The organism is Lentzea albidocapillata subsp. violacea, from assembly GCF_900100275.1.
Lineage (GTDB): Bacteria > Actinomycetota > Actinomycetes > Mycobacteriales > Pseudonocardiaceae > Lentzea > Lentzea violacea.
The window spans coordinates 14,900-38,120 of sequence record NZ_FNET01000024.1 but is presented as its reverse complement, the minus strand read 5'-3'; the positions used below and the strand labels follow the sequence as shown (position 1 = coordinate 38,120).

Annotated in this window: 25 protein-coding genes; 5 read left to right on the top strand and 20 right to left on the bottom strand. The window is 69.1% G+C overall.

The window, feature by feature from the left end; genetic code table 11:
• Positions 1-5: 5 nt before the first annotated feature.
• The 9 genes from nuoE to BLR21_RS34970 all read right to left on the bottom strand — a co-directional run bounded on the left by nuoE (position 6) and on the right by BLR21_RS34970 (position 8,388).
• Positions 6-722, bottom strand: a complete 717-nt coding sequence (gene nuoE / locus BLR21_RS35010; RefSeq protein WP_090013193.1) for an NADH-quinone oxidoreductase subunit NuoE — start codon at positions 720-722, stop codon at positions 6-8.
• Positions 719-2,122 (bottom strand): NADH-quinone oxidoreductase subunit D, encoded by a 1,404-nt coding sequence (locus BLR21_RS35005; RefSeq protein ID WP_090013191.1) that lies wholly within the window; start codon positions 2,120-2,122, stop codon positions 719-721. Before BLR21_RS35005 ends, nuoE begins: the two co-directional genes overlap by 4 nt.
• Complete coding sequence (locus tag BLR21_RS35000) at positions 2,119-2,859, bottom strand: NADH-quinone oxidoreductase subunit C (RefSeq protein ID WP_090013189.1); 741 nt, start codon at positions 2,857-2,859, stop codon at positions 2,119-2,121. The genes BLR21_RS35005 and BLR21_RS35000 overlap by 4 nt, the downstream gene beginning before the upstream one ends.
• Positions 2,856-3,407 carry a NuoB/complex I 20 kDa subunit family protein gene (locus BLR21_RS34995; RefSeq protein ID WP_090013186.1) on the bottom strand — a complete coding sequence of 184 codons (552 nt, stop codon included), beginning with the start codon at positions 3,405-3,407 and terminating at the stop codon, positions 2,856-2,858. The genes BLR21_RS35000 and BLR21_RS34995 overlap by 4 nt, the downstream gene beginning before the upstream one ends.
• A gap of 7 nt (positions 3,408-3,414) precedes the next feature.
• The gene (locus BLR21_RS34990; RefSeq protein WP_090013181.1) at positions 3,415-3,780 is read right to left on the bottom strand and encodes an NADH-quinone oxidoreductase subunit A; all 366 of its coding nucleotides are present in this window, start codon (positions 3,778-3,780) and stop codon (positions 3,415-3,417) included.
• A gap of 265 nt (positions 3,781-4,045) precedes the next feature.
• Positions 4,046-5,311 carry a geranylgeranyl reductase family protein gene (locus tag BLR21_RS34985; RefSeq protein WP_090013178.1) on the bottom strand — a complete coding sequence of 422 codons (1,266 nt, stop codon included), beginning with the start codon at positions 5,309-5,311 and terminating at the stop codon, positions 4,046-4,048.
• Positions 5,312-5,468: 157 nt separating this feature from the next.
• Positions 5,469-6,185 (bottom strand): demethylmenaquinone methyltransferase, encoded by a 717-nt coding sequence (locus tag BLR21_RS34980; protein WP_090013176.1) that lies wholly within the window; start codon positions 6,183-6,185, stop codon positions 5,469-5,471.
• A gap of 35 nt (positions 6,186-6,220) precedes the next feature.
• On the bottom strand, positions 6,221-7,318 hold the full coding sequence (locus tag BLR21_RS34975) for a glycosyltransferase (RefSeq protein ID WP_090013174.1): 1,098 nt from the start codon (positions 7,316-7,318) through the stop codon (positions 6,221-6,223).
• Positions 7,315-8,388 carry a glycosyltransferase family 4 protein gene (locus BLR21_RS34970; RefSeq protein WP_090013171.1) on the bottom strand — a complete coding sequence of 358 codons (1,074 nt, stop codon included), beginning with the start codon at positions 8,386-8,388 and terminating at the stop codon, positions 7,315-7,317. The genes BLR21_RS34975 and BLR21_RS34970 overlap by 4 nt, the downstream gene beginning before the upstream one ends.
• Positions 8,389-8,532: 144 nt before the next feature.
• Here BLR21_RS34970 and BLR21_RS34965 point away from each other — a divergent pair, with 144 nt between their 5' ends.
• Entirely contained in the window at positions 8,533-9,366 is an 834-nt protein-coding gene (locus BLR21_RS34965) for an inositol monophosphatase family protein (protein WP_090013169.1), read from the top strand.
• On the opposite strand, the gene BLR21_RS34960 is transcribed toward BLR21_RS34965, so the two are convergent.
• The 8 genes from BLR21_RS34960 to BLR21_RS34925 form a co-directional block, all read right to left on the bottom strand.
• Positions 9,351-9,974 carry a hypothetical protein gene (locus BLR21_RS34960; protein WP_090013166.1) on the bottom strand — a complete coding sequence of 208 codons (624 nt, stop codon included), beginning with the start codon at positions 9,972-9,974 and terminating at the stop codon, positions 9,351-9,353. The genes BLR21_RS34965 and BLR21_RS34960 overlap by 16 nt on opposite strands.
• A 137-nt stretch (positions 9,975-10,111) precedes the next feature.
• Positions 10,112-10,540: a hypothetical protein gene (locus BLR21_RS34955; RefSeq protein WP_143028020.1), complete on the bottom strand. Its 429-nt coding sequence runs from the start codon at positions 10,538-10,540 to the stop codon at positions 10,112-10,114.
• 137 nt (positions 10,541-10,677) lie between these two features.
• Positions 10,678-11,721 carry a 1,2-phenylacetyl-CoA epoxidase subunit PaaE gene (gene paaE / locus BLR21_RS34950; RefSeq protein ID WP_090013162.1) on the bottom strand — a complete coding sequence of 348 codons (1,044 nt, stop codon included), beginning with the start codon at positions 11,719-11,721 and terminating at the stop codon, positions 10,678-10,680.
• 1 nt (position 11,722) lies between these two features.
• Positions 11,723-12,214: a 1,2-phenylacetyl-CoA epoxidase subunit PaaD gene (paaD, locus tag BLR21_RS34945; RefSeq protein WP_090013160.1), complete on the bottom strand. Its 492-nt coding sequence runs from the start codon at positions 12,212-12,214 to the stop codon at positions 11,723-11,725.
• Entirely contained in the window at positions 12,211-13,095 is an 885-nt protein-coding gene (gene paaC / locus BLR21_RS34940) for a 1,2-phenylacetyl-CoA epoxidase subunit PaaC (protein WP_090013158.1), read from the bottom strand. Before paaC ends, paaD begins: the two co-directional genes overlap by 4 nt.
• Positions 13,092-13,376 carry a 1,2-phenylacetyl-CoA epoxidase subunit PaaB gene (gene paaB, locus BLR21_RS34935; RefSeq protein ID WP_030478213.1) on the bottom strand — a complete coding sequence of 95 codons (285 nt, stop codon included), beginning with the start codon at positions 13,374-13,376 and terminating at the stop codon, positions 13,092-13,094. Before paaB ends, paaC begins: the two co-directional genes overlap by 4 nt.
• Positions 13,373-14,311: a 1,2-phenylacetyl-CoA epoxidase subunit PaaA gene (paaA, locus tag BLR21_RS34930; RefSeq protein ID WP_090013156.1), complete on the bottom strand. Its 939-nt coding sequence runs from the start codon at positions 14,309-14,311 to the stop codon at positions 13,373-13,375. The genes paaB and paaA overlap by 4 nt, the downstream gene beginning before the upstream one ends.
• 9 nt (positions 14,312-14,320) lie before the next feature.
• Entirely contained in the window at positions 14,321-14,752 is a 432-nt protein-coding gene (locus BLR21_RS34925) for a DUF3592 domain-containing protein (RefSeq protein ID WP_256335135.1), read from the bottom strand.
• 78 nt (positions 14,753-14,830) lie between these two features.
• On the opposite strand from BLR21_RS34925, the gene BLR21_RS34920 reads away from it, so the two are divergent.
• The gene (locus tag BLR21_RS34920; protein WP_090013152.1) at positions 14,831-16,063 is read left to right on the top strand and encodes an isochorismate synthase; all 1,233 of its coding nucleotides are present in this window, start codon (positions 14,831-14,833) and stop codon (positions 16,061-16,063) included.
• 33 nt (positions 16,064-16,096) lie between these two features.
• Here BLR21_RS34920 and BLR21_RS34915 read toward each other — a convergent pair whose 3' ends face one another.
• The 3 genes from BLR21_RS34915 to menD are packed head-to-tail and all read right to left on the bottom strand — an operon-like array spanning position 16,097 to position 20,015.
• Positions 16,097-16,846 (bottom strand): SDR family NAD(P)-dependent oxidoreductase, encoded by a 750-nt coding sequence (locus BLR21_RS34915; protein WP_218131060.1) that lies wholly within the window; start codon positions 16,844-16,846, stop codon positions 16,097-16,099.
• 40 nt (positions 16,847-16,886) lie between these two features.
• Positions 16,887-18,389, bottom strand: a complete 1,503-nt coding sequence (locus BLR21_RS34910; protein WP_090013150.1) for a M1 family metallopeptidase — start codon at positions 18,387-18,389, stop codon at positions 16,887-16,889.
• Positions 18,390-18,443: 54 nt separating this feature from the next.
• The gene (gene menD, locus BLR21_RS34905) at positions 18,444-20,015 is read right to left on the bottom strand and encodes a 2-succinyl-5-enolpyruvyl-6-hydroxy-3-cyclohexene-1-carboxylic-acid synthase (RefSeq protein WP_090013148.1); all 1,572 of its coding nucleotides are present in this window, start codon (positions 20,013-20,015) and stop codon (positions 18,444-18,446) included.
• Between the two features lie 72 nt (positions 20,016-20,087).
• Here menD and BLR21_RS34900 point away from each other — a divergent pair, with 72 nt between their 5' ends.
• The 3 genes from BLR21_RS34900 (at position 20,088) to BLR21_RS34890 (ending at position 23,212) form a co-directional block, all read left to right on the top strand.
• Positions 20,088-20,990, top strand: coding sequence for a 1,4-dihydroxy-2-naphthoyl-CoA synthase (locus tag BLR21_RS34900; RefSeq protein WP_090013346.1), 903 nt, complete (start codon positions 20,088-20,090; stop codon positions 20,988-20,990).
• A gap of 10 nt (positions 20,991-21,000) precedes the next feature.
• Complete coding sequence (gene menE / locus BLR21_RS34895) at positions 21,001-22,032, top strand: o-succinylbenzoate--CoA ligase (RefSeq protein ID WP_090013146.1); 1,032 nt, start codon at positions 21,001-21,003, stop codon at positions 22,030-22,032.
• A gap of 79 nt (positions 22,033-22,111) precedes the next feature.
• Positions 22,112-23,212, top strand: a complete 1,101-nt coding sequence (locus tag BLR21_RS34890; RefSeq protein ID WP_090013144.1) for a hypothetical protein — start codon at positions 22,112-22,114, stop codon at positions 23,210-23,212.
• Positions 23,213-23,221: the final 9 nt, after the last annotated feature.

The window sequence follows — 23,221 nt, the reverse complement described above, 5'->3', positions numbered from 1 at the left end:
TTCCCCTACTTCTTTTCCGGCAGGGCAGGGAACTCGGCGTTCTTGGGAGTCGCGGGAGCGTCCCAGCCGCGTTCCTTGGCGATCTGCGCACCGGCCAGCGTCTCCGGCGCCGCCGACGGGCCGTCGAGGTCGGCGTCGCGACCCTCGAAGAACCCGGCGAGCTGGAGCTCGGCCTGCTTGAAGTCGGTGAGCGGCGCGCCGCGCGTCGGGGCGGGCTTGTCCCCCGACTGCAACGCCTTCACGAGTCCCAGCGCCTTGTCCGGCGTCTGGTTGTCGTAGAACTCGTAGTTGACCTGGAGCACCGGGCCGAGGTCGCACGCGGCGAGGCACTCGGCGTGCTCCAGCGTGATCGAGCCCGGCGTGCCCGGCTCGCCCGCGGTCTCCTCGTGGCCGACACCGAGGTGGCTCTTGAGCGTCGAGTAGATCTCGTCGCCGCCCAAGGCCGCGCAGAGCGTGTTCGTGCACACGCTGACGAGGTGCTCACCGCACGGACGGCGCTTGTACATCGTGTAGAACGTCGCGACCGCGCTGACCTCGGCCTCGCTCAGGTCGAGCTGTCCGGCGCAGAACCGGATGCCGTCCTGGGAGACGTAGCCCTCGACCGACTGCACGAGGTGCAGCATCGGCAGCAGCGCGCTGCGGGCCTGCGGGTAGCGGGCGACGATCGCCTGCGCGCGGTCCACAGTGGACTGGTCGAAAGCGGTTTCCTGTGCCTGAGTCATCGGTCGCAACCACCCATCACGGGGTCGATCGAGGCGACGGACGCGATCACGTCGGCGACCATGCCGCCCTCGCACATCGCGGGCATCGACTGGAGGTTCACGAAGCTTGGTTCGCGCAGGTGCACGCGCATCGGCCTGGTGCCGCCGTCGGAGACCATGTGGTAGCCGAGCTCACCGCGCGGCGACTCGACCGGCACGTACACCTGGCCCGCCGGCACCTTGAAGCCCTCGGTCACCAGCTTGAAGTGGTGGATCAGGGACTCCATGGACTGGCCCATGATCTTGCGGACATGCTCGAGCGAGTTGCCCATGCCGTCGCTGCCGATCGTGAGCTGGGCCGGCCACGCGATCTTCGCGTCCTCGACCATCACCGGACCGGTCGGCAGGCTCTTCACGACCTGCTTGATGATCCGCAGCGACTGGTGCATCTCCTCGAGCCGCAGCAGGTACCGCGCGAAGCAGTCCGCCGCGTTCGAGGTCGGCACGTCGAACTGGTAGTTCTCGTAGCCGCAGTACGGCTCGACCTTGCGCAGGTCCCAGGCGAGGCCCGCGGAACGCAGGATCGGGCCGGTGATGCCGAGTGCGAGGCACGCGTCGACGGGCAGGTAACCCACGCCCGCCATGCGGTTGCGCCAGATCGGCTGACCGGTGAGCAGCTTGTCGTAGTCCGGCAGCCGCTTTTCCATGATCTTGACGAACGCGGTGATCTTCTCGACCGCGTCGTCCGGCAGGTCCTGCGCGAGACCGCCGGGACGGATGAACGCGTGGTTCATCCGCAGGCCGGTGAGGTGCTCCAGCAGGTGCAGGGCCTCCTCACGCTCGCGGAAGCCGGAGGTCATGCCGGTGAGGGCACCGAGCTCCATGCCGCCGGTGGCGAGCGCGACGAGGTGCGAGCTGATGCGGTTGATCTCCATCAGCAGCACGCGGATGGCCTGCGCCTTGTCCGGCACCGTGACGCCGAGCAGCTTCTCGACGCCCATGCAGTACGCGGCCTCGTGGTGCAGCGGCGCGAGGTAGTCGGTGCGCGTGACGAACGTGACGCCCTGCACCCAGTTCCGGTACTCGACGTTCTTCTCGATACCGGTGTGCAGGTAGCCGATCACGCTGCGGGCGTGGGTGACCGTCTCGCCCTCGAGCTCCAGGACCAGGCGGAGCACGCCGTGGGTCGAGGGGTGCTGCGGGCCGAGGTTCATGACGATGCGCTCGTCGTGGACCGCGTCCGCGAGCACCTCGTCCCAGTCGCCGCCGGTCACCGTGTAGACGGTGCCCTCGGTGGTCCTGCGCGACTCCGCGATCTCCGCCTCAGCGCGCGCACGGGTGGTGTCGACGTCGTCCGTGCTGTCGCTGCCGGTCGCACTGGTGTCGGTGCCGGTGGTGACGTCCGAAAGCCGCTCGGTCATGAGTAGGACCGCCTCTGGTCCGGCGGAGGAATCTCCGCGCCCTTGTACTCCACCGGGATGCCACCCAGCGGGTAGTCCTTGCGCTGGGGGTGTCCGTCCCAGTCGTCCGGCATGAGGATGCGGGTCAGTCCGGGGTGACCGTCGTAGATGATCCCGAACATGTCCCAGGTCTCGCGCTCCTGCCAGTCCGCCGTCGGGTAGACGTCGATCAGGCTCGGCACGTGCGGGTGCTCGACGTCGACCGCGACCTCCAGCCGGATGCGGCGGCGGTACGTCATCGACGTGAGGTGCGTGACCGAGTGCAGGCGCTGCGGCACGTCGGCGCCGTAGTCCACACCGGACACCGAGCTGCAGAGCTCGAAGCGCAGGGACGGGGTGTCGCGGCAGATGCGCGCGACCTCCAGCAGCGTCTCCGGCCTGAGGTAGAAGGTGATCTCGCCGCGGTCGACCGTCACCTGCTGCACCGTGTCGGCGGGCAGGCCCTTGTCGGCGATCGAGGCGAACAGCTCGTCCGCGACCTCGTCGAACCAGCCGCCGAACGGGCGCTCGGCGGGCGCCGACACGTGCGCGGGCAGGCGCAGACCGCCGAAGCCCGACGTGTCACCGGAGCCGGAGACGCCGAAGAGACCCTGGCGCTCCTTGCCCGCGAAGATCGGCGCCTTGGCTTCGGCGCCGTTGGTTTCGAGGCCCTCGACAGCGCGCTGGGCGCTGGAGTGCTCTCCCCCTGGCTCGGTCACTTCTTCCTCGCAAAACGCTCGGACGACGGGATGAGATCGGTGCGGTAGCCCGAGTCGGCGAGAGCCTTGGCGCGCACGGCGCCCAGCGGCTCGTCCATGATCTTGGCGTGGATCTTGAGGATCGCGTCCATCAGCATCTCCGGCCGCGGCGGGCAGCCCGGCAGGTACATGTCGACGGGTACGACGTGGTCGACGCCCTGCACCACCGCGTAGTTGTTGAACATGCCGCCAGTGCTGGCGCACACGCCCATGGCCAGCACCCAGCGCGGCTCGGGCATCTGGTCGTAGATCTGCCGCAGCACCGGCGCCATCTTGTTGGTGACGCGGCCGGCCACGATCATCAGGTCCGCCTGGCGCGGTGAGGCCCGGAAGACCTCCATGCCGAAGCGGGCCAGGTCGTACCGCGGACCACCCGTCGTCATCATCTCGATGGCGCAGCAGGCCAGGCCGAAGGTGGCAGGCCAGAGCGAGGACTTGCGGGTCCAGTTGACCAGCTTCTCGACGCTGACCAGCAGGATGCCGTTCGGGAGCTTCTCCTCGAGACCCATGACTTCCTCAGTTCCAGTCGAGGCCGCCGCGACGCCACACGTAGACGTACGCGAAGCCGACCGTGGCGACGAACAGGACGATCTCCACCAGCCCGAACAGGCCGAGCTTGTCGGCCGCTACGGCGAACGGGTAGAGGAAGACCATTTCGATGTCGAACAGGATGAACAGCATCGCCGTCAGGTAGTAGGCGACGGGCATGCGCCCACTGCCCACGACCGGCTGCGGGCTCGGCTCGATGCCGCACTCGTACGCGTCGAGCTTCGCCTTGTTGTAGCGGCGCGGTCCGATGTAGGGAGCCGCGGTCACCGAGAACAGTGCGAACGCCCCGGCGAGCGCGAACATCAATACGAGGGGGAGGTAAGGGTCAAGCACGCTCCGTCGTCCTTTCCTCGCGGTCGCCCGCACCCTAAGGGTGTTGTTGCACGGCGCGTTTGTTAGGCGAACCTAACAAACGCTTGTGAAACAGTTCACAAGCTTGATCACACTGTTGTGAAGTGATTCACAAGGTCGCAGGCCAGTGTAGAACGCCTGTAAATGACGTGGATCACAGGGTCTGACCAGGGGGTTTAACATGCCCGACACATACGAAACGGCACCGGCTCGTATTGAGCCGGTGCCGTCCCCTATTCGGAGTAATTCAGGCGCTGGGAGCGAGCTTCGTGGCGGCCACGATGAGGCGGTCCATTGAGTCGCCGTCCTTGGGGTCGTAGAGGCCCGCGAGTAGCTTGAGCACGAGTTTCATCAGGCGTTTCCGCGGCATTCCGTACTTCGTTGCGGTCCGCATGATCGCCGGGTTACCGATGAGCTTCGAGAAGACGTTCCCGAGCCGGTAGTAACTGCCGAGCGCTTCCTCGATGCGAACCGGGTAGCCGTGCAGCGCCCGTTCACGGTTGACGCCGGTGCGCGCGAGGGCCTGGACGATCGACTCGGACGCGATCTTCGCCGACTCCATGGCGTAGCCGATGCCCTCGCCGTTGAACGGGTTGACCATGCCGCCGGCGTCGCCGACCAGGACGAGCCCGGCACGGTAGTGCGGCTTGCGGTTGAGGCCCATCGGCAGCGCCGCGCCGCCGATCCGGCTCGTCGCGTTCTCCTCGCGGAAGCCCCACTCCTCCGGCGTGCCGTCCAGCCAGCTGCGCAGAAGCTGCCGGTAGTCGGTGGTGCCGTAGGCCTTCGACGTGCTGAGAATGCCCAGACCGACGTTCACGCTGCCGTCGCCCATGCCGAAGATCCAGCCGTAGCCGGGCAGCAACTGCCCGTCCGGCGCCCACAGCTCGAGGTGCGACTCGAGGTAGTCGTCCTTGGTGCGCGGGCTGTTGTAGTAGCGGCGGACCGCCACGCCCATCGGCTTGGCGTCGTCCTTCTGCAGGCCGATGCTCAGTGCCAGGCGTGCTGACACACCGTCACAACCGACGACGATGGGGGCCCTGTAGGTGACCGGGTTCTTTTCCGGTCCCTGCTTCGCCTCCACGCCCACAACACGGCCGTTCTCGACGATGGCCTTGGTGACCGTCGTGTGCTCGTGCATGCGCGCGCCGGCGGCCTTCGCGGCGTTCGCGAGCATCTCGTCGAAGTCCAGGCGGGGACGCACGACGCCGTAGTTCGGGAAGGTGGCCAGGTCCGGCCAGTCCAGCTCCATCGTCACGCCACCACCCACGACGCGGAGACCCTTGTTGTGGAGCCAGCCGTTGCTCTCGCGGGTGTCGATGCCCAGGTCGATGAGCTGCTTGACGCCCCGGGGCGTGAGGCCGTCGCCGCAGACCTTCTCCCTCGGGAAGGTGCTCTTCTCCAGGAGGAGGACGTCGAGGCCCGCCCTGGCGAGGTAGGTGGCCGCGGTCGAGCCCGCCGGTCCAGCACCCACTACGATGACGTCGGCGTCCTCGTTGATCCCGCGCCTGCTCATCCAGACTCCCTGCGTGTACCGGTCACAGCTTCTGCTGGCGACTCTAACCGGAGGTTGCTGAGGGTTCCGGGGGCTGGGGTTGCCGGGGGGCGGGTGGTTGCCGTTCCGGCGGCGGGGTCGTCTGGCGTGCCGGCCGTCGCCCTGCCCTGTGAGCGGGTTACGACTCGGCGGGCTCTTCGGCCTTCGGCTTGGGCTTGGTCGCGCGGTGCAGGGCCACCATGCCGCCGGTCAGGTTGAACCAGGCCACGTCCTCCCAGCCCGCCTGCGAGATGAGCTCGCCGAGCGTGCGCTGGTCCGGCCAGGTCGCCATCGACTCCGACAGGTACGAGTAGGCGGCGGGGTTCGAGGACACGAACCTCGCGATGAGCGGGAGCAGTTTGAGCAGGTAGCGCATGTAGACGAAGCGGAACGGCTTCCAGACCGGCGTCGAGACCTCGCAGATGACCATGCGGCCGCCCGGCTTGGTGACGCGCGCCATTTCGCGCAGGGCCACCACGGTGTCGCTGAAGTTGCGGATGCCGAAGGACACCGTGACGGCGTCGAAGGAGTTGTCCTTGAAGGGCAGGCGCAGGGCGTCCGCGGCCACCTTCGGGACTCGGCGGTGGGCGCCCGAGGCGAGCATGCCGACGGAGAAGTCCGCGGCGACGCACCAGGCGCCGGACTCGGCGTACTGGACGGTGGAGACCGCGGTGCCGGCGGCCAGGTCGAGGACCTTCTCGTTCGGGCGGGCGTCGAGGACGCGCCTGCTCCACTCCCGCCAGCGGCGGTCGAAGCCCAGCGTCATGACCGAGTTCGTCCGGTCGTAGCCCTTGGCCACGCCGTCGAACATCTCGGCTACCTCGCGGGGGTTCTTGTCCAGGCCGGCTCGCGACATGACTAAAGACTAAGTCAGCCTGGCTGAGATCTTCTTCAGGGCACCTTCAGGGCGGTGAGCATGCCGTCGACCGCCGCGTGCCACGGGTACTCCTCGGCGCGGGCCCGTGCGGCCTCCCGGGAACCCGATTCCAGCAGGTGCCGGGCGGCCGAGGCGAAGGCGGGAGCGTCGTCGGAGACGGCCGCGCCGCAGGACGGCTGGACGATCTCCTTCAGGGCGCTGCTCCTGCTGACGACGACCGGGGTGCCGCTGGCCAGGGCCTCCAGGGCGGCCAGGCCGAACGTCTCGTGCGGGCCCGGTGCGAGCGACAGATCCGCCGAGGCGAGCAGGGAGGCCACGTCGAGGCGTGAGTTCACGAAGCCCAGGAACGTCACCGGCAGGCCCGCCGCGCGCTTTTCGAGGAACGAGCGGCGCGGGCCGTCGCCGGCGATCACCAGGCGTGCGGAGTGGCCCTGTTCGTGGAGTTCGGCCAGGGTGTCGACGGAGCGTTCGACGTGCTTCTCCGGCGACAAGCGTCCACAGTGGATGAGCAGGTTGTCCTTGCCCTGCAACAGGTCCTGCCGCAACGAGGCGGAGTGGCGCGTGGGGGTGAACGTGGCCAGGTCGACGCCCAGCGGTACCTGGGTGACGTTCGTGGCGCCGATGCGGTCGAACTCCTCGCGGGCGAACGCCGTCGTGCAGACGACGGTGTCGTAGGAGGCGGCCATGCGGCGGTTCGCCCAGTCGGCGCCGCGTTCGGCCGGGGTGGCGGGCAGCACGAACCGGAGCAGGCGGTCCAGGCGTTCGTGGGAGATCACGACGTTCGGGATGCCGCGTTCGCTCGCCCACGCGCCCATGCCGCGCAGGGTGAGCCGGTCGGAGACCTCCAGGCGGTCGGGCCTCAGGTGTTCCACCAGCGACTTGACCCGCCACGGGTCCACCACCCGGTAGCCGCCGGTGTAGGGGACCTGCACCGCGGGCAGGGTGATCCGGCGCACTCCGCCGGGCAGTTCCTCGTCGGCGTGGCGGTCGCCCGGCACGACGAGCACCACCTCGTGGCCCTCCTGCGCGTAACCGGTGCCCAGGTGGTGCAGCGCCGTGCGGAGGCCGCCCGACTTGGGGCCGTAGAAGTTGGCGAGCTGAACGATCCTCAAGCGGCCGCCTGGTGAGTGAGTCCGATGACTGCCGCGTAGTGACCCATCAGCTGGTCGCAGACGGCGGGCCAGGTGCGGGTGAGCACCGACTTGCGGGCCGCGAGTCCGAACCGCCTGCGCAGCATCGGGTCTCGCAGCAGGTCCACGTACTGGGCGATGTCCTCCTCGAAGAGGTACCCGGTGCGGCCGTGCCTGACCAGGTCACGCGGGCCGCCGGCGTTCGGTGCCAGTACCGGGAGGCCGGTCGCCAGCGCCTCCTGCACGGCCTGGCAGAACGTCTCGTGCGGGCCCGTGTGGATGAAGACGTCCAACGACGCGTAGGCCTCTGCAAGCTCCTGCCCGGTGCGGAAGCCCAGGAACTCCGCGTTCGGCATGTCCTTCTCGAGCTGCTCGCGGTCAGGCCCGTCACCGACGATCCGCAGCTTCACGCCCGGCAGGTCGTGCAGTTCCTTGAGCCGGTTGACCTGCTTCTCCGGCGCAAGGCGGCCGACGTAACCGATGGTCAGCTCGTCGTTGTGCCTCGGACGCGGGTGGAAGAGGTCGATGTCCACGCCTCTGCCCCACCGGTGCACGCGCGGGACGCCATGCTGTTCCAGCGCTTCCACCGCCGAGCTCGACGGGGCGAGCGTGCGGTCGGCGAGCGTGTGGAGGCGTCTGGTCCAGCGCCACGCGGCGCGTTTCGTGAGGCCCAGGCCGTAGTTGCCCGCGAAGCCGGCCACGTCGGTCTGGTAGACCGCAACCGTGGGCACGTCGAGCTTGCGCGCGGCTCTCAGGCCGTACGCGCCGAGCACGAACGGCGACGCGAGGTGCACCACGTCGGGCTGGAAGTCGGCCAGGGCGTGGAGCACTCGCGGGCTCGGCACACCGATCGGAAGACTCGTCACCATCGGCACGTCGACGGAGGAGACTCTGACGACGGGCGTGCCGTGGTGCTCGTCGGCACCCGCGCCCGGCGCAACGACCATCGCCTGATGTCCGTTGCGGCGCAGGTGCTCCAGGACCCGGAGCACCGAGTTGGTGACACCGTTCACCTGGGGCAGGAAGCTCTCGGTCACGATCGCTACGCGCACAGGGACACCATGAGGTGCCCGTATGAAGTCCGCGTGACCTCAGATTTGACGCGGACGGAACACCTCACGTCGTGGCCAGGTGATCGTCGATTCGTCATCTCCGCTTGGGCTGCCGGACATCCGGCGCGGTGAAACTAGGCCAGCATGACCGTCTTGTCGTCCCGCCCCGCGCACCCGGTAGAGCCCGGCCTGGTGTCCATCGCGCTGGAAGTGGCCGGTCGCCTGGCGAACGACGCCTCGGACGTCATCATGGCCACCGCCGGCCGCGGCGTGCGTCCCGACTCCGACGAGTCACCGTTCGACTGGGTCACCGACACCGACCGCACCCTGGAACGCCACACCCGGCGCGTGCTCACCGCCGAGTTCCCCGACATCCCGGTGTTCTGCGAGAACTCCGACATCGACGTTCCCGGCGACTCGGAGTTCCGCTGGGTCGTCGACCCCGTCGACGGCACCGCGAACTACACGGCGGGCATGCCCTGGTGCGCCTACAGCCTCGCTCTGGTGGACCGCTGGGGACCTGTCGTCGGCGTCGTCGCCGACCCGTACCGCTCGCAGATCTACGCCGCCGCACGCGGCCGTGGCATGCGTGCGAACGGCACGCCGGTCCGCCTGACCGAACGCCAAGGCGACTCCCTCGTCGTGTGCACCGAGATGACACGTTCCGGCCCGTGGCCGGGCATGGGCGAGTTCATCTCCACGGCAGCGATAGCAGGCACGGGTGTGCGCGTTCTCGGCTCGAAAGCGCTCGCCGTCGCACAAGTGGCGTTGGGCCACGTCGCAGCCGCCGTGCTGCACGGCTACCACGAATGGGACGTCGCCGGAGCGGTGTCACTAGCCGTGGAGTCGGGTGCGGTCGTGCTCGACAGACGCGGCGAGGGCGCCCAACTACCCGTGGACGGACTGCTCGTAGCCGCTCCTGAAGCAGCGGACGAGGTTCTGGGCTGGTGGCAGTCGGCGCTTCAGGCCGAGAGCTGAGGGAGCTGCTTCTCCAGCACCTCGAGGTGCGTGCGCGCCTCGTCCAGCTCGGGATGATCGAACATCTGCAAGGCCACCCGCCCGACCTCGTTCTCGAACTGGTGGAAGTCGTGCGTGGCCTGAAGCAACCGCTGGTAGACCGGGTGCTGCCGGTCGACCGCACCGAGCGCCCGCCCGAGCTGCGCGATGCCGCGCACGTCGTCGAGCTCCTTGGTCAGCTGCCCGCTGATCCTCCACAGCCAGTCCTTGGCCGCCGAGTTCGGCACGGTCTGCACCGCCGCCGCGACCCTGCGCGTGGACGCGGCGCAGCGCTCGACCAGGTCGGACCACATGTCGTAGGGCTGCTGCGGGACCGGCGGGTGCATCGGCCTCGGCATCTGGCGGGGCTGCCGGACGGAGCGGCGGATGAAGCCGACACCGGTACCGACGACCGCGCCGGGGATGGTGCCGGTCATGAAGGCGACCACCAGGATCGCGAGGATCGTGATGAAGGCCGAGGAGGGCGGTTTGTCGCTCGGGACCGCCAGGTCGACCGCCGTGACGAAGGCGCCCATCAGCAGGGTGCCGATTGCGGCACCCCAGAGCGCTGAGCGGACGACGATCCCCATGTCGGCGATCGTGCCACGTCACGAATGTGCGTGGGGGCAGATTCATGTCGTGCTAATATTGTCGTGCCGGTTCCAGTAGGAGCCGGAAGTGGACCCGGTTCACCCGCCGGACGACGGGTTGCCGGGTTTCGCGCTGTCTATGGGGCTTCTGCCTCCGACACCTCGCCGATCAGGTCACCGGCCCGCCTGCGCCAGTCGCCACCCGCGCCGTACGACCACGCGATCGCGTCGCTGATCCACAGCAGTGGGTCTTCGGTCGGCTTGAGGTGTTCGTACATGAACGCCCCACCGAACTTGCGGATGCCCGACGCGAGCACGCGGCGATCAGCAGCATCCTGGTGCTGGCAGCTTTCGAGCACGAGGCGAGAGACATCAAGCTCCACCAGTCGGGGAATCATGTCGAACAGGCATGCGGAACGCGCGAGGGCATCGTTGTTGTGCTTGCACGTCCAGACATAGGCACGCGCGCCGAGTGCGCTGATCTGGGCCAGCACCACTTTCCGCTGACGGTCGCTCTCGTCGTTGAAGTGGATTCGCCGCTGCCCGCGCTTCACCAGCCCCCGCATGACCGATCGCATCCCGTCGAGGTCCCGTGAACGCACGAGCGTTACCGCGACGAGGTAGGTCGCACCTCGACGCGACTCGTCCAAGAATCCATGCCACATGGACCATATGGTCTCAAAGGAGTAACGCGCTACTCCGATCAGGCGTCGAAGTCGACCGTCACGCACTCGCTGGTCGGCAGCGCCTGACAGGTCAGCACGAACCCGGCCGCCACCTCGGACTCGTCGAGCGCGTAGTTGCGCCGCATCTCGACGCTGCCCTCGGTCACCAAAGCGCGGCACGTGCCGCACACCCCGCCCTTGCAGGCGAACGGCAGGTCGGCGCGGACGCGCTGGGCCGCGTCCAGGATCGGCTCACCGGCGGGCAGGGGCAGCGTGGTCGACTTGCCGTCCAGCACCACCGTGACCGAGGCGGCGGCGTCGATGACGGCCTCCGCGCGGCGCGGAGGGGGCGGCGGTTCGTCCACGTAGAAGAGTTCGTGGTGCACGCGGTCTGGCGCGACGCCGCGATCGCGCAGCACGGACGTGGCGTCCTGCACCATCTCGTAGGGGCCGCACAGCCACCATTCGTCGATGGCGTCGAACGGGACGACGCTGCCGAAGAGGGCCGTCAGCTTTGCGGCGGTCAGGCGGCCGGTGAACAGTTCTACGTCTCGCGGTTCGCGGGACAGGACGTGGATCAGCTGGAACGTGGCCGGGTAGCGGTCCTTCAGGTCGGCCAGTTCGTCGGCGAACATCACCGTGTTGGTGCTGCGGTTGCCGTACATCAGGGTCACGCGGGCGCCGGTGGCCAGGACCGTGGCGGCGATCGACAGGGCCGGGGTGATGCCGGAGCCCGCGACGACCAGGCCGTGGTGCGTGCCCGTGCCGGACGGGGTGAACTTGCCCAGCGGGGGCAGGACTTCGAGCACGTCACCGGGGGCTACGCGGTCCACTAGCCAGGTCGAGAACTGGCCGCCGTCGACGCGGCGCACGCCGATTCGCGGAGCAGCGCCCGCCGGCGCGCAGATCGAGTACGAGCGGCGTTCGTCGCCCTGGCGCAGGGTCAGGTACTGGCCGGCCGCGAAGGCGAACTCGTCCGAGAGGTCGCCGGGCACGTCGAAGGTGACGGCCACGGCGTCGTCGCAGAGGCGGTCGACGCGGGCGACGGTGAGCTTGTGGAAGGCGGCTCGGCGCGACGACAACTCAGATCTCCTTGACGTGCTCGAACGGTTCGGCGCAGGCGTGGCAGCGGCGCAGGGCCTTGCACGCGGTCGAGCCGAACCGAGAAATCTCCGAGGTGTTCAGCGAGCCGCACTGCGGGCACGCGACCTGGCGTGATGGCGGCACGAGGTTCAGCGGCACCGGGCCCGCGACCGTCGGGCCGATGCGGGACGGTGGCGCGATGCCGGCGGCGGCCAGCTTCGACCGGCCTTCCTCGCTGATCCAGTCCGTGGTCCAGGCCGGGGACAGCGACAGGCGCACCTCGACGTCCGGGTAGCCCGCGCCGACCAGCGATCGGCGCAGGTCAGCGCCCATCTCGTCGATGGCGGGGCAGCCCGAGTAGGTCGGGGTGATGGTGACGACGACGCGTCCGTCCTCTTCCGCGACGTCGCGGAGCACGCCGAGGTCGGCGAGCGTGAGGACCGGGAGTTCCGGGTCCCGCACGGCCGACGCGACCTCCAGTGCCGTCGTCACCAGACCGCTCCCGGCAGCGAGCGGTGCAGGTGCTGCATCTCGGCGAGCAGGTAGCCCATGGCCTCGGTGTGCACGCCGTCGCGGCCCGCCATGCCCGCGACACGGGCGGCGCGGGTGTCGGTGGGGCGCGTGAGGCCGGCGGCGTTCAGCACCGCCTCCAGCACACCGTCCACTTCGGACCGCAGCGACGCCGGGTCGACCGCGACACCGGTCAGCGTGACCTCGACCGCGTGCGTCGCGAACAGCTCGTCCACGAACGGCCACACGCGCTCGAGCCCGGCCTGCATGCGGCGGTGCGACTCGTCGGTGCCGTCGCCGAGGCGAACGGTCCACTGGGCGGCGTGGTCACGGTGGTAGGCCAGCTCTTTGAGGCCCTTCTCGGCGATCGCGGCGAGCACCGGGTCGGCCGAGCCACGCAGGCGGGAGAACAGCGCGAGACGCCACGACGAGAACACGAGCAGACGCGCGATCGTCGCTGCGAAGTCGCCACCGGGGCCGGGGCCGCAGTCGATCTCGGCCAGGTGGACGTTGCGGAACTCGCGTTCGTCGCGCAGGTACGCCAGGGCGTCCTCGTCGCGGCCGAGCACCTCACCGGCGCGCGTCAGCAGCATGCGGGCCTGGCCGAGCAGGTCCAGCGCGATGTTGGCGAGGGCGATGTCCTCTTCCAGTTCCGGAGCGCGCGAGCACCACTCCGACAGCCGCTGCGAGAAGATCAACGCGTCGTCGCCGAGCATCAGGCAGTACGCGGCGAGGGCTTCGCGGTCGACACCCGCGGGGAACTCGCGGTTGACGCCGGAGAGGGCCTCCGAGAAGCCCGTCCCGAACGCCCAGTGCGCGTCCTCGCCGCCCAGCAATGACTCGTATGCGTTGTCGAAGCTCATAGGTGCGGCACGTCCTCGGGAATCACGTAGAACGTCGGGTGCCGGTAGACCTTGTCCCCCGCGGGCGCGAAGAACGGGTCCTTCTCGTCCGGCGAGGAGGCGGTGATCTCCGTCGCGGGCACCACCCAGATCGACACGCCCTCGTTGCGACGCGTGTAGACGTCACGGGCGTTGCGCAGCGCCATCTCGGCGTCCGGCGCGTGCAACGAACCGACGTGCACGTGGTTCAGCCCGCGCTTGCCACGCACGAAGACTTCCCACAGCGGCCAAGACGTGCTCACGCGGCACCTTCCTTACGTGCGTGCTTCGCAGCGTGTGCGACTGCGGCTTCACGGACCCACGCACCGTCCTCGTGCGCCTTGCGGCGGTGGGCGATGCGCTGCTCGTTGCAGACACCGCCACCCTTGACGACCTGCCAGAACTCGTCCCAGTCCGGCTGACCGAAGTCGTACTCGCCGCGCTCGTCGTTCCACCTGAGCTCGGGGTCCGGGAACGTCACGCCGAGCGCCTCGGCCTGCGGCATGCTCATGTTCACGAACTTCTGCCGCAGCTCGTCGTTGGTGTCGCGCTTGATCCGCCACGCCATGGACTGCTCGGTGTTCGTGGACTCGGCGTCCGGCGGGCCGAACATCATCAACGACGGCCACCACCAGCGGTTCACCGAGTCCTGGACCATGTCGCGCTGCTGCTGGGTGCCGCGCATCATCGTCATCAGGAGCTCGTAGCCCTGACGCTGATGGAACGACTCTTCCTTGCAGATGCGGATCATGGCGCGCGCGTACGGCCCGTAGGACGTGCGGCACAGCGGCACCTGGTTGCAGATCGCGGCGCCGTCGACCAGCCACCCGATCACGCCGACGTCGGCGAACGTGAGCGTCGGGTAGTTGAAGATCGACGAGTACTTCTGACGGCCCTCGATGAGCTTGAGCGTCAGGTCCTCGCGGTCGGCGCCGAGCGTCTCGGTCGCCGAGTACAGGTACAGGCCGTGCCCGGCCTCGTCCTGCACCTTCGCGAGCAGGATCGCCTTGCGCCGCAACGAGGGCGCGCGACTGATCCAGTTGCCCTCCGGCTGCATCCCGATGATCTCGGAGTGCGCGTGCTGGGCGATCTGCCTGATCAGGGTCTTGCGGTAGCCGTCGGGCATCCAGTCGCGCGGCTCGATGCGCGCTTCGGACTGCACAGTGCGCTCGAAGCGCCGCTCCAGGTCATCCGCCATGCATCGATGTTACACCCGAGTGCCGAATCTGCGTAGAACTGTCACAACCGCTGCGATGACGATCCAGACGGACACGAGGAAGGTTCCGACGGGAAGCAGGCTCAGCACCGCCGTCCGGCCGGCGACGCGCGCGAGTTCGGGGTTCGTCTGGTCGTACTCGACCCGCACGTTGTCCCCGACGTTGAGTCCTGCCGGGTACAGCACGCCCTGCGACGGGATGATCACGCGCCCGTCCGGTGTGGCGTAGCGCACAACGGTCCGGTTGAAGGACACGGAGTCGACCTGCGCGACCGCCTGTCCCATCGACCGCTCGATGGCCACGTCGTCACGCCAGCAGGCAATGGGCAGAAGCACGCACACGAGCGTGATCACGCCACCGACGACGAACAAAGCCCTGCAAACCGCACGGCGGACGCGTACACCGCGGGGCGTCTTGGTCACTGCGTCCTCCACCACAACTGAGAAGTCTAGAGCCGGGCGGATGCCGCGCTTTCAGGTTGATGTCCATACAGTCGAAGCGTGACCTCAGCACCCACATCGCGAGCACGGCAGCGAATCCGCGTCCGGTCGAAGCGGGACACCGCCGGTGACCTGCTCGGACTGCTGCCGACCCCGGAGCACGCCCTGGCCTGGGTACGCGATGGGTCGGGCCTGGTCGGCTGGGGCGAGGCAGCTCGTCTGGAGGTCAGCGGCCCGGACCGGTTCGCGCAGGCCGACAGGTGGTGGCAGGAGTTCTGCGCACATCTCGACGTGGACGACGAACTGGGCGTGCCGGGCAGCGGCCCGGTGGCGTTCGTCTCGATGGCCTTCGCCGACTCCCCGGGCCACTCGGTGCTGATCGTGCCCGAGGTCGTCGTAGGGCGGCGCAACGGCGAGCAGTGGGTCACCACGATCGGCGCCTCGGACCCGGCGCCGTACGTCGAGCCTCTCTCGCGCCCGTCCTCGGTGCGTTACGCGAACGGACAGCTGCCGGTCACGCAGTACCGCGAAGCCGTGCGCGAGGCCGTCGTGCGGATGCGTGCGGGCGACCTCGACAAGGTCGTGCTGGCACACGACCTGGTGGCACTGACGGACAAGCCGCTGGACCAGCGGTTCGTGCTGCAGGGCCTCGCGCGGCGCTACCCGGAGTGCTGGGCCTACGCCGTCGACGGACTGGTCGGCGCGACGCCCGAGTTGCTGCTGCGCAGAACCGGCTCGGTCGTGGACTCGCGGGTGCTGGCCGGCACGACCTGGCCGCACGACGGGATCTCGAACGAGGAACTCGCCGCGGCACTCATGTCGTCGGAGAAGAACCTCGAAGAGCACGACTACGCGGTCCGCTCTCTCGCGGACACCCTGCGGCCGTTCTGCGCGACCATGTCGGTCGAGGGACCTTCCGTGCTGAGGCTGCCCAACGTCTCGCACCTGTCGTCCGACGTGATCGGGACCCTCGAGTCCTCCACCTCGTTGCTGCACCTCGGCGAAGCCGTGCACCCGACCGCCGCCGTGGGCGGGACGCCGCGGATGGACGCGACGTGGTTGATCTCGCAGCTGGAGGGGATGGACCGCGGGCGGTACGCCGGGCCGGTCGGGTGGATCGACGGCAACGGCGACGGTGAGCTCGGGATCGCTCTGCGGTGTGCGCAGCTCTCGGGGTCGACGGCTCGGTTGTTCGCCGGGTGCGGGCTGGTCGCCGACTCGGATCCCGACATCGAGGTGCAGGAAGCGCACGCCAAGATGCGGCCTATGCGTGAGGCTCTTGAAGGGCTTTAGCCACGAACGCCGCCCAGGCCGGAACGTCCTGGCTCAACCGTGCGGCCCTCCGCTGACATAAATGACCTGGCCGGTCACGTAGTCGGCGTCCTCCGCCGCGAAGAACAGCACGGCGCGCGCGATGTCGTGTGGCGTGCCGACGCGGCCGCGCGGGATCGACTTCCGTTGCACCTCGATGTGTTCGTCGAGGGTGCGGCCCGCACGGGCGGCGGACACCTTGGTCATCTCGGTCACGACCACGCCGGGACCGATCGCGTTCACGGTGATGCCGAACGGGGCCAGGTCGAGGGCCGTGGCTCGGGTGAAGCCTTCCAGGCCCGCCTTGGCGGCGACGTAGTTGGCGCGGTCGTCGTCGACCAGTGCGGAGATGCTGGAGATGTTGACGACGCGGCCCCAGCCGGCGGCGCGCATGGCCGGGGCGGTGGCCTTGAGCATCAGGAAGCTGCCGCGCAGGTGGGTGTTCATCACGGCGTCCCAGTCGGCCAGCGGCATGTCGAGGACCATGTTGTCCCTGGCGAAGCCGGCGTTGTTGACCAGGATCGCGACCGGGCCCAGCTTGGTCGTCACCTCGTCGACGGCCTGGGTGACGGCGTCGGGGTCGCTGATGTCGGCGAGCACCGCCAGGGCTGTTCCGCCGGATTCGGTGATCTGGGCGGCGACGGCATGCGCGCGGTCGTTGAGGTCGACCACGGCTACGTGGTGGCCTAGAGCGGCCAGGGCTTTTGCTGTTCCGGCACCGATTCCGGAGCCGGCACCGGTGACGAGCGCGATACGAGGGTTCACTCGTTGATCGTGCTCGTCACCGGCGTTGTGCGCTACCGACTTACTTGTGGGCGTCGAGCAGTTCGTGCGTCAGCTTGATCTTGGCGCGCGACTTCGGCTCCGCCGCGACGGACAGCGTCTTCGACGCCACGTCGGCCGAACGGCCGGGAGCTTCCGCCGGCTTGCCCTTGGTGAACAGCCACGTCTGGAAGAGCTGGTCGAGCTGCTGACCGGAGACCCGTTCCGCCAGCGCGACGAACTCCTCGACGGTGGCGTCCGAGTACTTCTTCTCCGCGACCCAGGCCTTGAGGATCTCGAAGAACTTCTCGTCCCCGACGGCCACGCGCAGAGCGTGGACGGCCAGCGCCCCGCGGTCGTAGACGGCGCTGTGGAACACGTTCGACGCACCGGGGTCGCCGGGCAGGACCTGCCAGAACGGGTCGTCGGCCGGGTAGGAGTCGTAGACGAAGTCGGCGTTCTCCTGTGCCGTGCCCTCACCGACGTGCTCGGACCACAGGAACTCGGCGTAGGAGGCGAAGCCCTCGTTCAGCCAGATGTCCCGCCAGTGGTGGACCGACACGGAGTCGCCGAACCACTGGTGGGCGACCTCGTGCGCGACGACGTAGGTGTTGGCGCCGCGCCGGAAGAACGCGTCGTCGTAGGTCGAGCGGGTCTGGTTCTCCAGCGCGTAGCCGAGGTCCGGCGTCACGACGCCGCCCTGCGCTTCGAACGGGTACGGGCCGAAGTTGTCCGCCAGGAACTCGGTGACCTCGGGCGTGCGCTCGATGCTCGCCTTGGCCGCGTCGGTGTGTTCGCCGAGGCGCTCGGAGTAGGCGTTCACGACGGGCTGGCCGTTGGGCGCCGTGGACTGGCGGATCTCGAACTGGCCGATCGACAGGAACGTCAGGTACGTCGCCTGCGGCTTGGTGCTGCGCCAGTTCCAGCGCGTGTAGCCGTTGATCTGGCGGGTCTGGCCGACGAACCTGCCGTTCGAGATCGCCTCGACGCCGTTCGGGACGGCGACGTTGACGTCGAAGGTGGCCTTGTCGGTCGGGTGGTCGTTGGACGGGTACCACCACGCCGAGATCTCCGGCTCGCCGATCGCCAGGGCGCCGTCGGGGGTCTTCGTCCACGCCGTGAAGCCGTTGCGGTCCTTCACGGTGGAAGGCGAGTCGGCGTACGTGACGACGATCGTCAGGTCCTGGCCCTTACGGACGCCTCCGCGCGGGGTGAGCGTGAGCTCGCCGTTGTCGGAGACGAACGAGGACCGCGCGTTGTTGACCCGGACCGACTTCACCTTGAGCAGGAAGTCGAGGTTGAACTGCGTGAGGTCCTGCGTGGCCTTGGCCAGGATCGTCGTCGTGCCCGACAGCTTGTCGCCGTTCGGGTTGTAGTTGAGCCTGATGTCGTAGTGGGAGACGTCGTACCCGCCGTTCCCGTAGGTCGGGAAGTACGGATCGTCGACGCCGGGAGCGCCTGGAGACGCCGCCAGCGCCGTCCCCGCGAAGAGCGTCATCGCGGCCGCGGACGCCACCGCGGCCGTCGCCTTGGTTCTGATCGACATGCGGCGGACGGTATCCAGACGATCAAGAACGAGCCACCGACTTACGTAGGTTTCCTATCTGGCGAAAACGTTTGACACAGTCGCCTTGAGACGCCGGTGCAACGCCCGCAGCTCGTCACGTTTTGCCTGGACTTCGACCACCTGGAGGCCCTTCGGCGACGCAATCGCGCTACGGAACTCCTCCTGGCCGTCCACTGTGGAGTGCGGAATTCGGTAGCCCGCGCACAAAGCGGTCAGATCAGTTCCGTGCGGAGTACCGAAAATTCGCTCGAAACTTCCGCCGTACTCCGGAGCGCCTTGTTCGAGCAACGAAAATATGCCGCCCCCGTCGTCGTTGAGGACGACGATCGTGAGGTCCGGCATCCGGTCGGCGAGCAGGCCGTTGCTGTCGTGCAGGAACGTCAGGTCGCCCATCAGCGCGTACGCGGGGCCCTTGTGCTGCCAGGCGAGCCCGATGGCCGTGGACACGCTCCCGTCGATGCCGGCGGCACCCCGGTTGGCGTGCACGGCGACGTCCGAGCGGCGTTCGGACGCGAAGTCGACGTCGCGGATCGGGTTGGACGAGCCCACGAACAGCAGCGAACCCGGCGGCATCGCCTGCATCAGATCGCGCGCGACGTGCAGGCCGGTCGGCCACGGCGCGGTGTCCAGCAGGTCGTCGACGGCCACGCTGACGCTCTTCACCGCGCTCTGCCACGCCAGCAGCCACTCGCCGTCGGGCGCGGCGGGCTCCGGCAGCCAGGTGGAGGCCCGCGTGGCGGTGAACGGCACGTCCGGCCACTGGGCCTGGTCACCCACTGCGTGCACGATTGGAGCCGCTCCAAGCACAGCCTGCTGACCCCTCGACAGGGTGACGCGGCCGACGACGAGCACCGCGTCGGGCCGCAGGTGCTCCGGCAGGCCGGCGTTGAGCAGCAGCGAACCGTGCCGCAGGCCACCGGGCGCGGTCGGCTCGGCGATCACCGGCCAGCCGAGCCGCGAGGCCTTCAGCAGCCGCTCCGGGCGGTCGTCACCGAGCAGCACCAGCGTGCGGGCGGGCAGCGAGGAGGGCCGGGTCTCGACGGTGAACGTACGGTCCGTCTCCGTCCACGCGCCGCGATCCGAGGTGGGCCACAGCTCGTCGGACGGCGTCAGCGGCGGCCGGAAAGGCACGTTGACGTGCGACGGGCCGTCCGTGGCGATGGCACGGCAGATCAACGACCGCGTCACGGCCTCGCCGGCACCCTCCGGCATGTGCAGCGTCGGGATGCCCAGGACGTCGTGCTGGTTGATCGTCTGGCTGGAGCCGGTGCGGTAGAGGTCGACCGGACGGTCGGCGGTCAGCGCGATCAGCGGCACGTTCGTCAGCTGCGCCTCGATCACGGCCGGGTGCAGGTTCGCGACGGCGGTGCCGCTCGTGCACGTCACCACGGCCGGCTCACCGGTCTTCGCGAGGCCCAGAGCGAGGAATCCGCCACTGCGCTCGTCGATGCGCACGTGCACCGTGAGCAGGCCTTTCTGCTCGGCCTGGTGCAGCGCGAACGACAGCGGGGCGTTGCGCGAACCGGGGCACAGGACGACGTGACGCACGCCGTTGCGCACCAGTTCGTCGACGATCACCCTCGCCTGCGTCGTGGACGGGTTCATCCCCCAATTGTCACCGGACCGCGCTGAGAGGTCGCCCGCTGGTCTCAGGTGCGCGGGCTTAGAGTCTTGGCCGTGGCAGATCAGGAGCTCTTCGACCCGTCGTTGTGGAAGCCGATCGAAGGCTTCGACTTCACCGACATCACGTACCACCGCGCGCTTGACCAGGGCACCGTCCGCATCGCGTTCAACCGGCCCGAGGTGCGCAACGCCTTCCGGCCGCACACGGTGGACGAGCTGTACCGGGCGCTGGACCACGCGCGGATGTCGTCCGATGTCGGGTGCGTGCTGCTGACCGGCAACGGCCCCAGCCCCAAGGACGGCGGCTGGGCCTTCTGCAGTGGCGGTGACCAGCGGATTCGCGGTCGCAGCGGCTACCAGTACGCCTCCGGTGAGACGGCCGAGAGCGTCGACCCGGCGCGCGCGGGCCGGTTGCACATCCTGGAGTGCCAGCGGCTGATCAGGTTCATGCCGAAGGTCGTCATCGCGGTCGTGCCCGGCTGGGCCGCGGGTGGCGGGCACAGCCTGCACGTCGTGTGCGACCTCACGATCGCGAGCGCCGAGCACGCCAAGTTCAAGCAGACCGACGCGGACGTCGGCTCGTTCGACGGCGGCTACGGATCGGCCTACCTCGCCCGGCAGGTCGGGCAGAAGTTCGCCCGCGAGATCTTCTTCCTCGGCCGCACGTACTCGGCGGAGGACATGTACAAGATGGGCGCGGTCAACGAGGTCGTGCCGCACGCCGAGCTGGAGACCACGGCGCTGCAGTGGGGGCGCGAGATCAACGGCAAGTCGCCGACCGCCCAGCGGATGCTGAAGTACGCGTTCAACCTGATCGACGACGGCCTGGTGGGACAGCAGATCTTCGCCGGCGAGACGACGCGGCTCGCGTACATGACCGACGAGGCGGTCGAGGGCCGTGACTCGTTCCTGGAGAAGCGCGCCCCGGACTGGTCGAACTACCCGTACTACTTCTGAGCAGGTGCCCATGCTCGACGAACTGCGCGCGGCGCTGGCCGGTGGCGAACCCCTGGTCGACGGCCCACTCGACGGCTGGGAGAAGCGGGCCGTGCTCGGCGTGCCGACCTCCGGGTCGACGGGCGAGCCGAAGACCGTGCTGCTCGACGCGGACGCGCTGACGATGTCCGCGGAGGCCACGTACGAGCGGCTGGGCGGCCCCGGCACGTGGCTGCTGGCGTTGCCGACCGGCCACATCGCCGGGGCGCAGGTGCTGGTGCGGTCGATCGTCGCCGGCACCACGCCCGGTGTGCTCGACATGTCGAAGGGCTTCCGCGCCATGGGTTTCGCGCAGGCCGCACGGCCGGTGCTGGCCCAGCCGGGACGCCACTACACGGCGCTCGTGCCGACCCAGCTCTCCCGGCTCGTCGTGGGTGAGGGGCCGGGCCTGGAGGCGCTGCGGCAGTTCGACGGCGTGCTGATCGGCGGGGCCGCCACCCCGCCGACGCTGTTGCAGCAGGCGCGCGCTCAGGGCGTGCAGGTCGTCACGACGTACGGCATGAGCGAGACGTCCGGCGGGTGCGTGTACGACGGCCAACCGTTGCGGGGCGTCTCGTTGCGCACCGAAGACGTGATCGAGATCAGCGGGCCGGTGCTGGCGCTGGGCTATCGCGGCAGCGCGGAGCCGTTCGGCGAGTGGTTCCGCACCGGGGACCTCGGGCGGCTGCGCGACGGGCGGCTGGAGGTGCTGGGACGCGCGGACGACGTGATCGTCACGGGCGGCGAGAAAATCCCTCCGGTGCTGGTGGAACGCGCTCTGGCGACCGTCGGGGGCGTGCTGGAGGCGTGTGTGGTCGGCGTGCCGGACGACGAGTGGGGCCAGGTCGTGGCCGCTGCCGTCGTCGCGCGCGGGGTGGAGCCTTCGGTCGATGAGCTGAGGGCCGCGGTCGTCGAGGCCGTGGGACGGGCGGCGGCGCCGAAGCTGGTGCGGTTCGTGCACGAGCTGCCGTTGTGCGGGCCCGGCAAAGTCGATCGAACGGCTGTGGTCGCCTCATTTAGGTGAACCTTTACCGCTGAGGACAACCCTCGCCGCGAAGCGTGCGGAAACTCTGGCCGCGCGCGTTAGCGATGGGGGTTTCTTCATGCGCTACCTGTTACCGCTGGTCACGGGCGCCGCCTTGGTGGCCGGACTGGCGTCTCCCGCCCAGGCGGCCCCTGCCTCGAACGAGTGGACCGCCGACGTCAGCGGTCGTGCCGTCACGTGGGGCGGTTCCCCGCGCACGGGCCTGATCGAGCTCGGCTCGCACAGACTCGCCCAGCCCGCCAACGCGGTCACGGCGGCGGTGACCGGCGATGGTGTCGTCGACGTGCGCGGCCTGCGCGCGGACGGTCAGTGGACCGAGTGGCTGGAGGCGCCGGCGACGTTGCCGGTGACCACGTCCACCATCGAGACCCGCGTGGTTTTGAGCAGCGGCAGGGCATCGCGGGTGAAGCTGACCGCGACGCAGGCGCCCGCGACCGTGGCCGCCGACGACGTTTCCGTTGCCGCGGCTGGACGTTCGTACCGGGTGTTCGCGACGCGGGAGGGCCTCGTCGGTGGCACCACGGCGAACGGGCACGTGATCCGTTCGCGCGACCACTTCGCGGCACTGCCGTCGCGGCGTGGCCTGGCGGGCAGGAACTCCGGCAACTACAGCGTGCAGGTGTGCGCGTCGAACGGCCGTTGCGAGTGGGCGCCCGTGTGGGACGTCGGCCCCTGGAACACCAAGGACGACTACTGGAACCCGTCCGCGACCCGTGAGATGTGGAAGAACCTGCCGCAGGGCAAGCCCGAGGCGCAGGCCGCGTACCAGGACAACTACAACGGCGGCAAGGACCAGTTCGGGCGCGAGGTCGCGAACCCGGCGGGCATCGACCTCGCCGACGGCACGTTCTGGGACGGCCTCAAGCTCACCACCAACGCGTGGGTGACCGTGACGTACCTGTGGACCGGCTCCGGGCCTGTCGGGACGGTCCGCACCGCCGCGGCGAACGGCACGGTGAACGTCCGCAGCGGCACGAGCTCCGCGACGTCGCAGGTGGGTCTGGCCGCGAACTACGCCCAGGTCAGGGTGACCTGCCAGCTCACCGGCCAGTCGGTGACGGGCACGCAGGGCACGTCGAACGTCTGGTACCGCATCGCGTCCGGCAAGCACATCGCGAAGGCGTACGTGGCGGGCGTCTCAGGCGCCACTGCCTGCTGATACACCCCT

Coding starts and splice junctions, on each gene's coding strand:
- BLR21_RS35005 (WP_090013191.1), bottom strand. CDS start 2,122: ATGACCGAGCGGCTTTCGGACGTCACCACCGGCACCGACACCAGTGCG.
- BLR21_RS34980 (WP_090013176.1), bottom strand. CDS start 6,185: ATGTCGCGAGCCGGCCTGGACAAGAACCCCCGCGAGGTAGCCGAGATG.
- BLR21_RS34985 (WP_090013178.1), bottom strand. CDS start 5,311: ATGAGCAGGCGCGGGATCAACGAGGACGCCGACGTCATCGTAGTGGGT.
- menE (WP_090013146.1), top strand. CDS start 21,001: ATGCTCGACGAACTGCGCGCGGCGCTGGCCGGTGGCGAACCCCTGGTC.
- BLR21_RS34955 (WP_143028020.1), bottom strand. CDS start 10,540: ATGCGGGGGCTGGTGAAGCGCGGGCAGCGGCGAATCCACTTCAACGAC.
- paaC (WP_090013158.1), bottom strand. CDS start 13,095: ATGAGCTTCGACAACGCATACGAGTCATTGCTGGGCGGCGAGGACGCG.
- BLR21_RS34910 (WP_090013150.1), bottom strand. CDS start 18,389: ATGTCGATCAGAACCAAGGCGACGGCCGCGGTGGCGTCCGCGGCCGCG.
- BLR21_RS34890 (WP_090013144.1), top strand. CDS start 22,112: ATGCGCTACCTGTTACCGCTGGTCACGGGCGCCGCCTTGGTGGCCGGA.
- menD (WP_090013148.1), bottom strand. CDS start 20,015: ATGAACCCGTCCACGACGCAGGCGAGGGTGATCGTCGACGAACTGGTG.
- BLR21_RS34960 (WP_090013166.1), bottom strand. CDS start 9,974: ATGGGGATCGTCGTCCGCTCAGCGCTCTGGGGTGCCGCAATCGGCACC.
- BLR21_RS34965 (WP_090013169.1), top strand. CDS start 8,533: ATGACCGTCTTGTCGTCCCGCCCCGCGCACCCGGTAGAGCCCGGCCTG.
- nuoE (WP_090013193.1), bottom strand. CDS start 722: ATGACTCAGGCACAGGAAACCGCTTTCGACCAGTCCACTGTGGACCGC.
- BLR21_RS34995 (WP_090013186.1), bottom strand. CDS start 3,407: ATGGGTCTCGAGGAGAAGCTCCCGAACGGCATCCTGCTGGTCAGCGTC.
- paaA (WP_090013156.1), bottom strand. CDS start 14,311: ATGGCGGATGACCTGGAGCGGCGCTTCGAGCGCACTGTGCAGTCCGAA.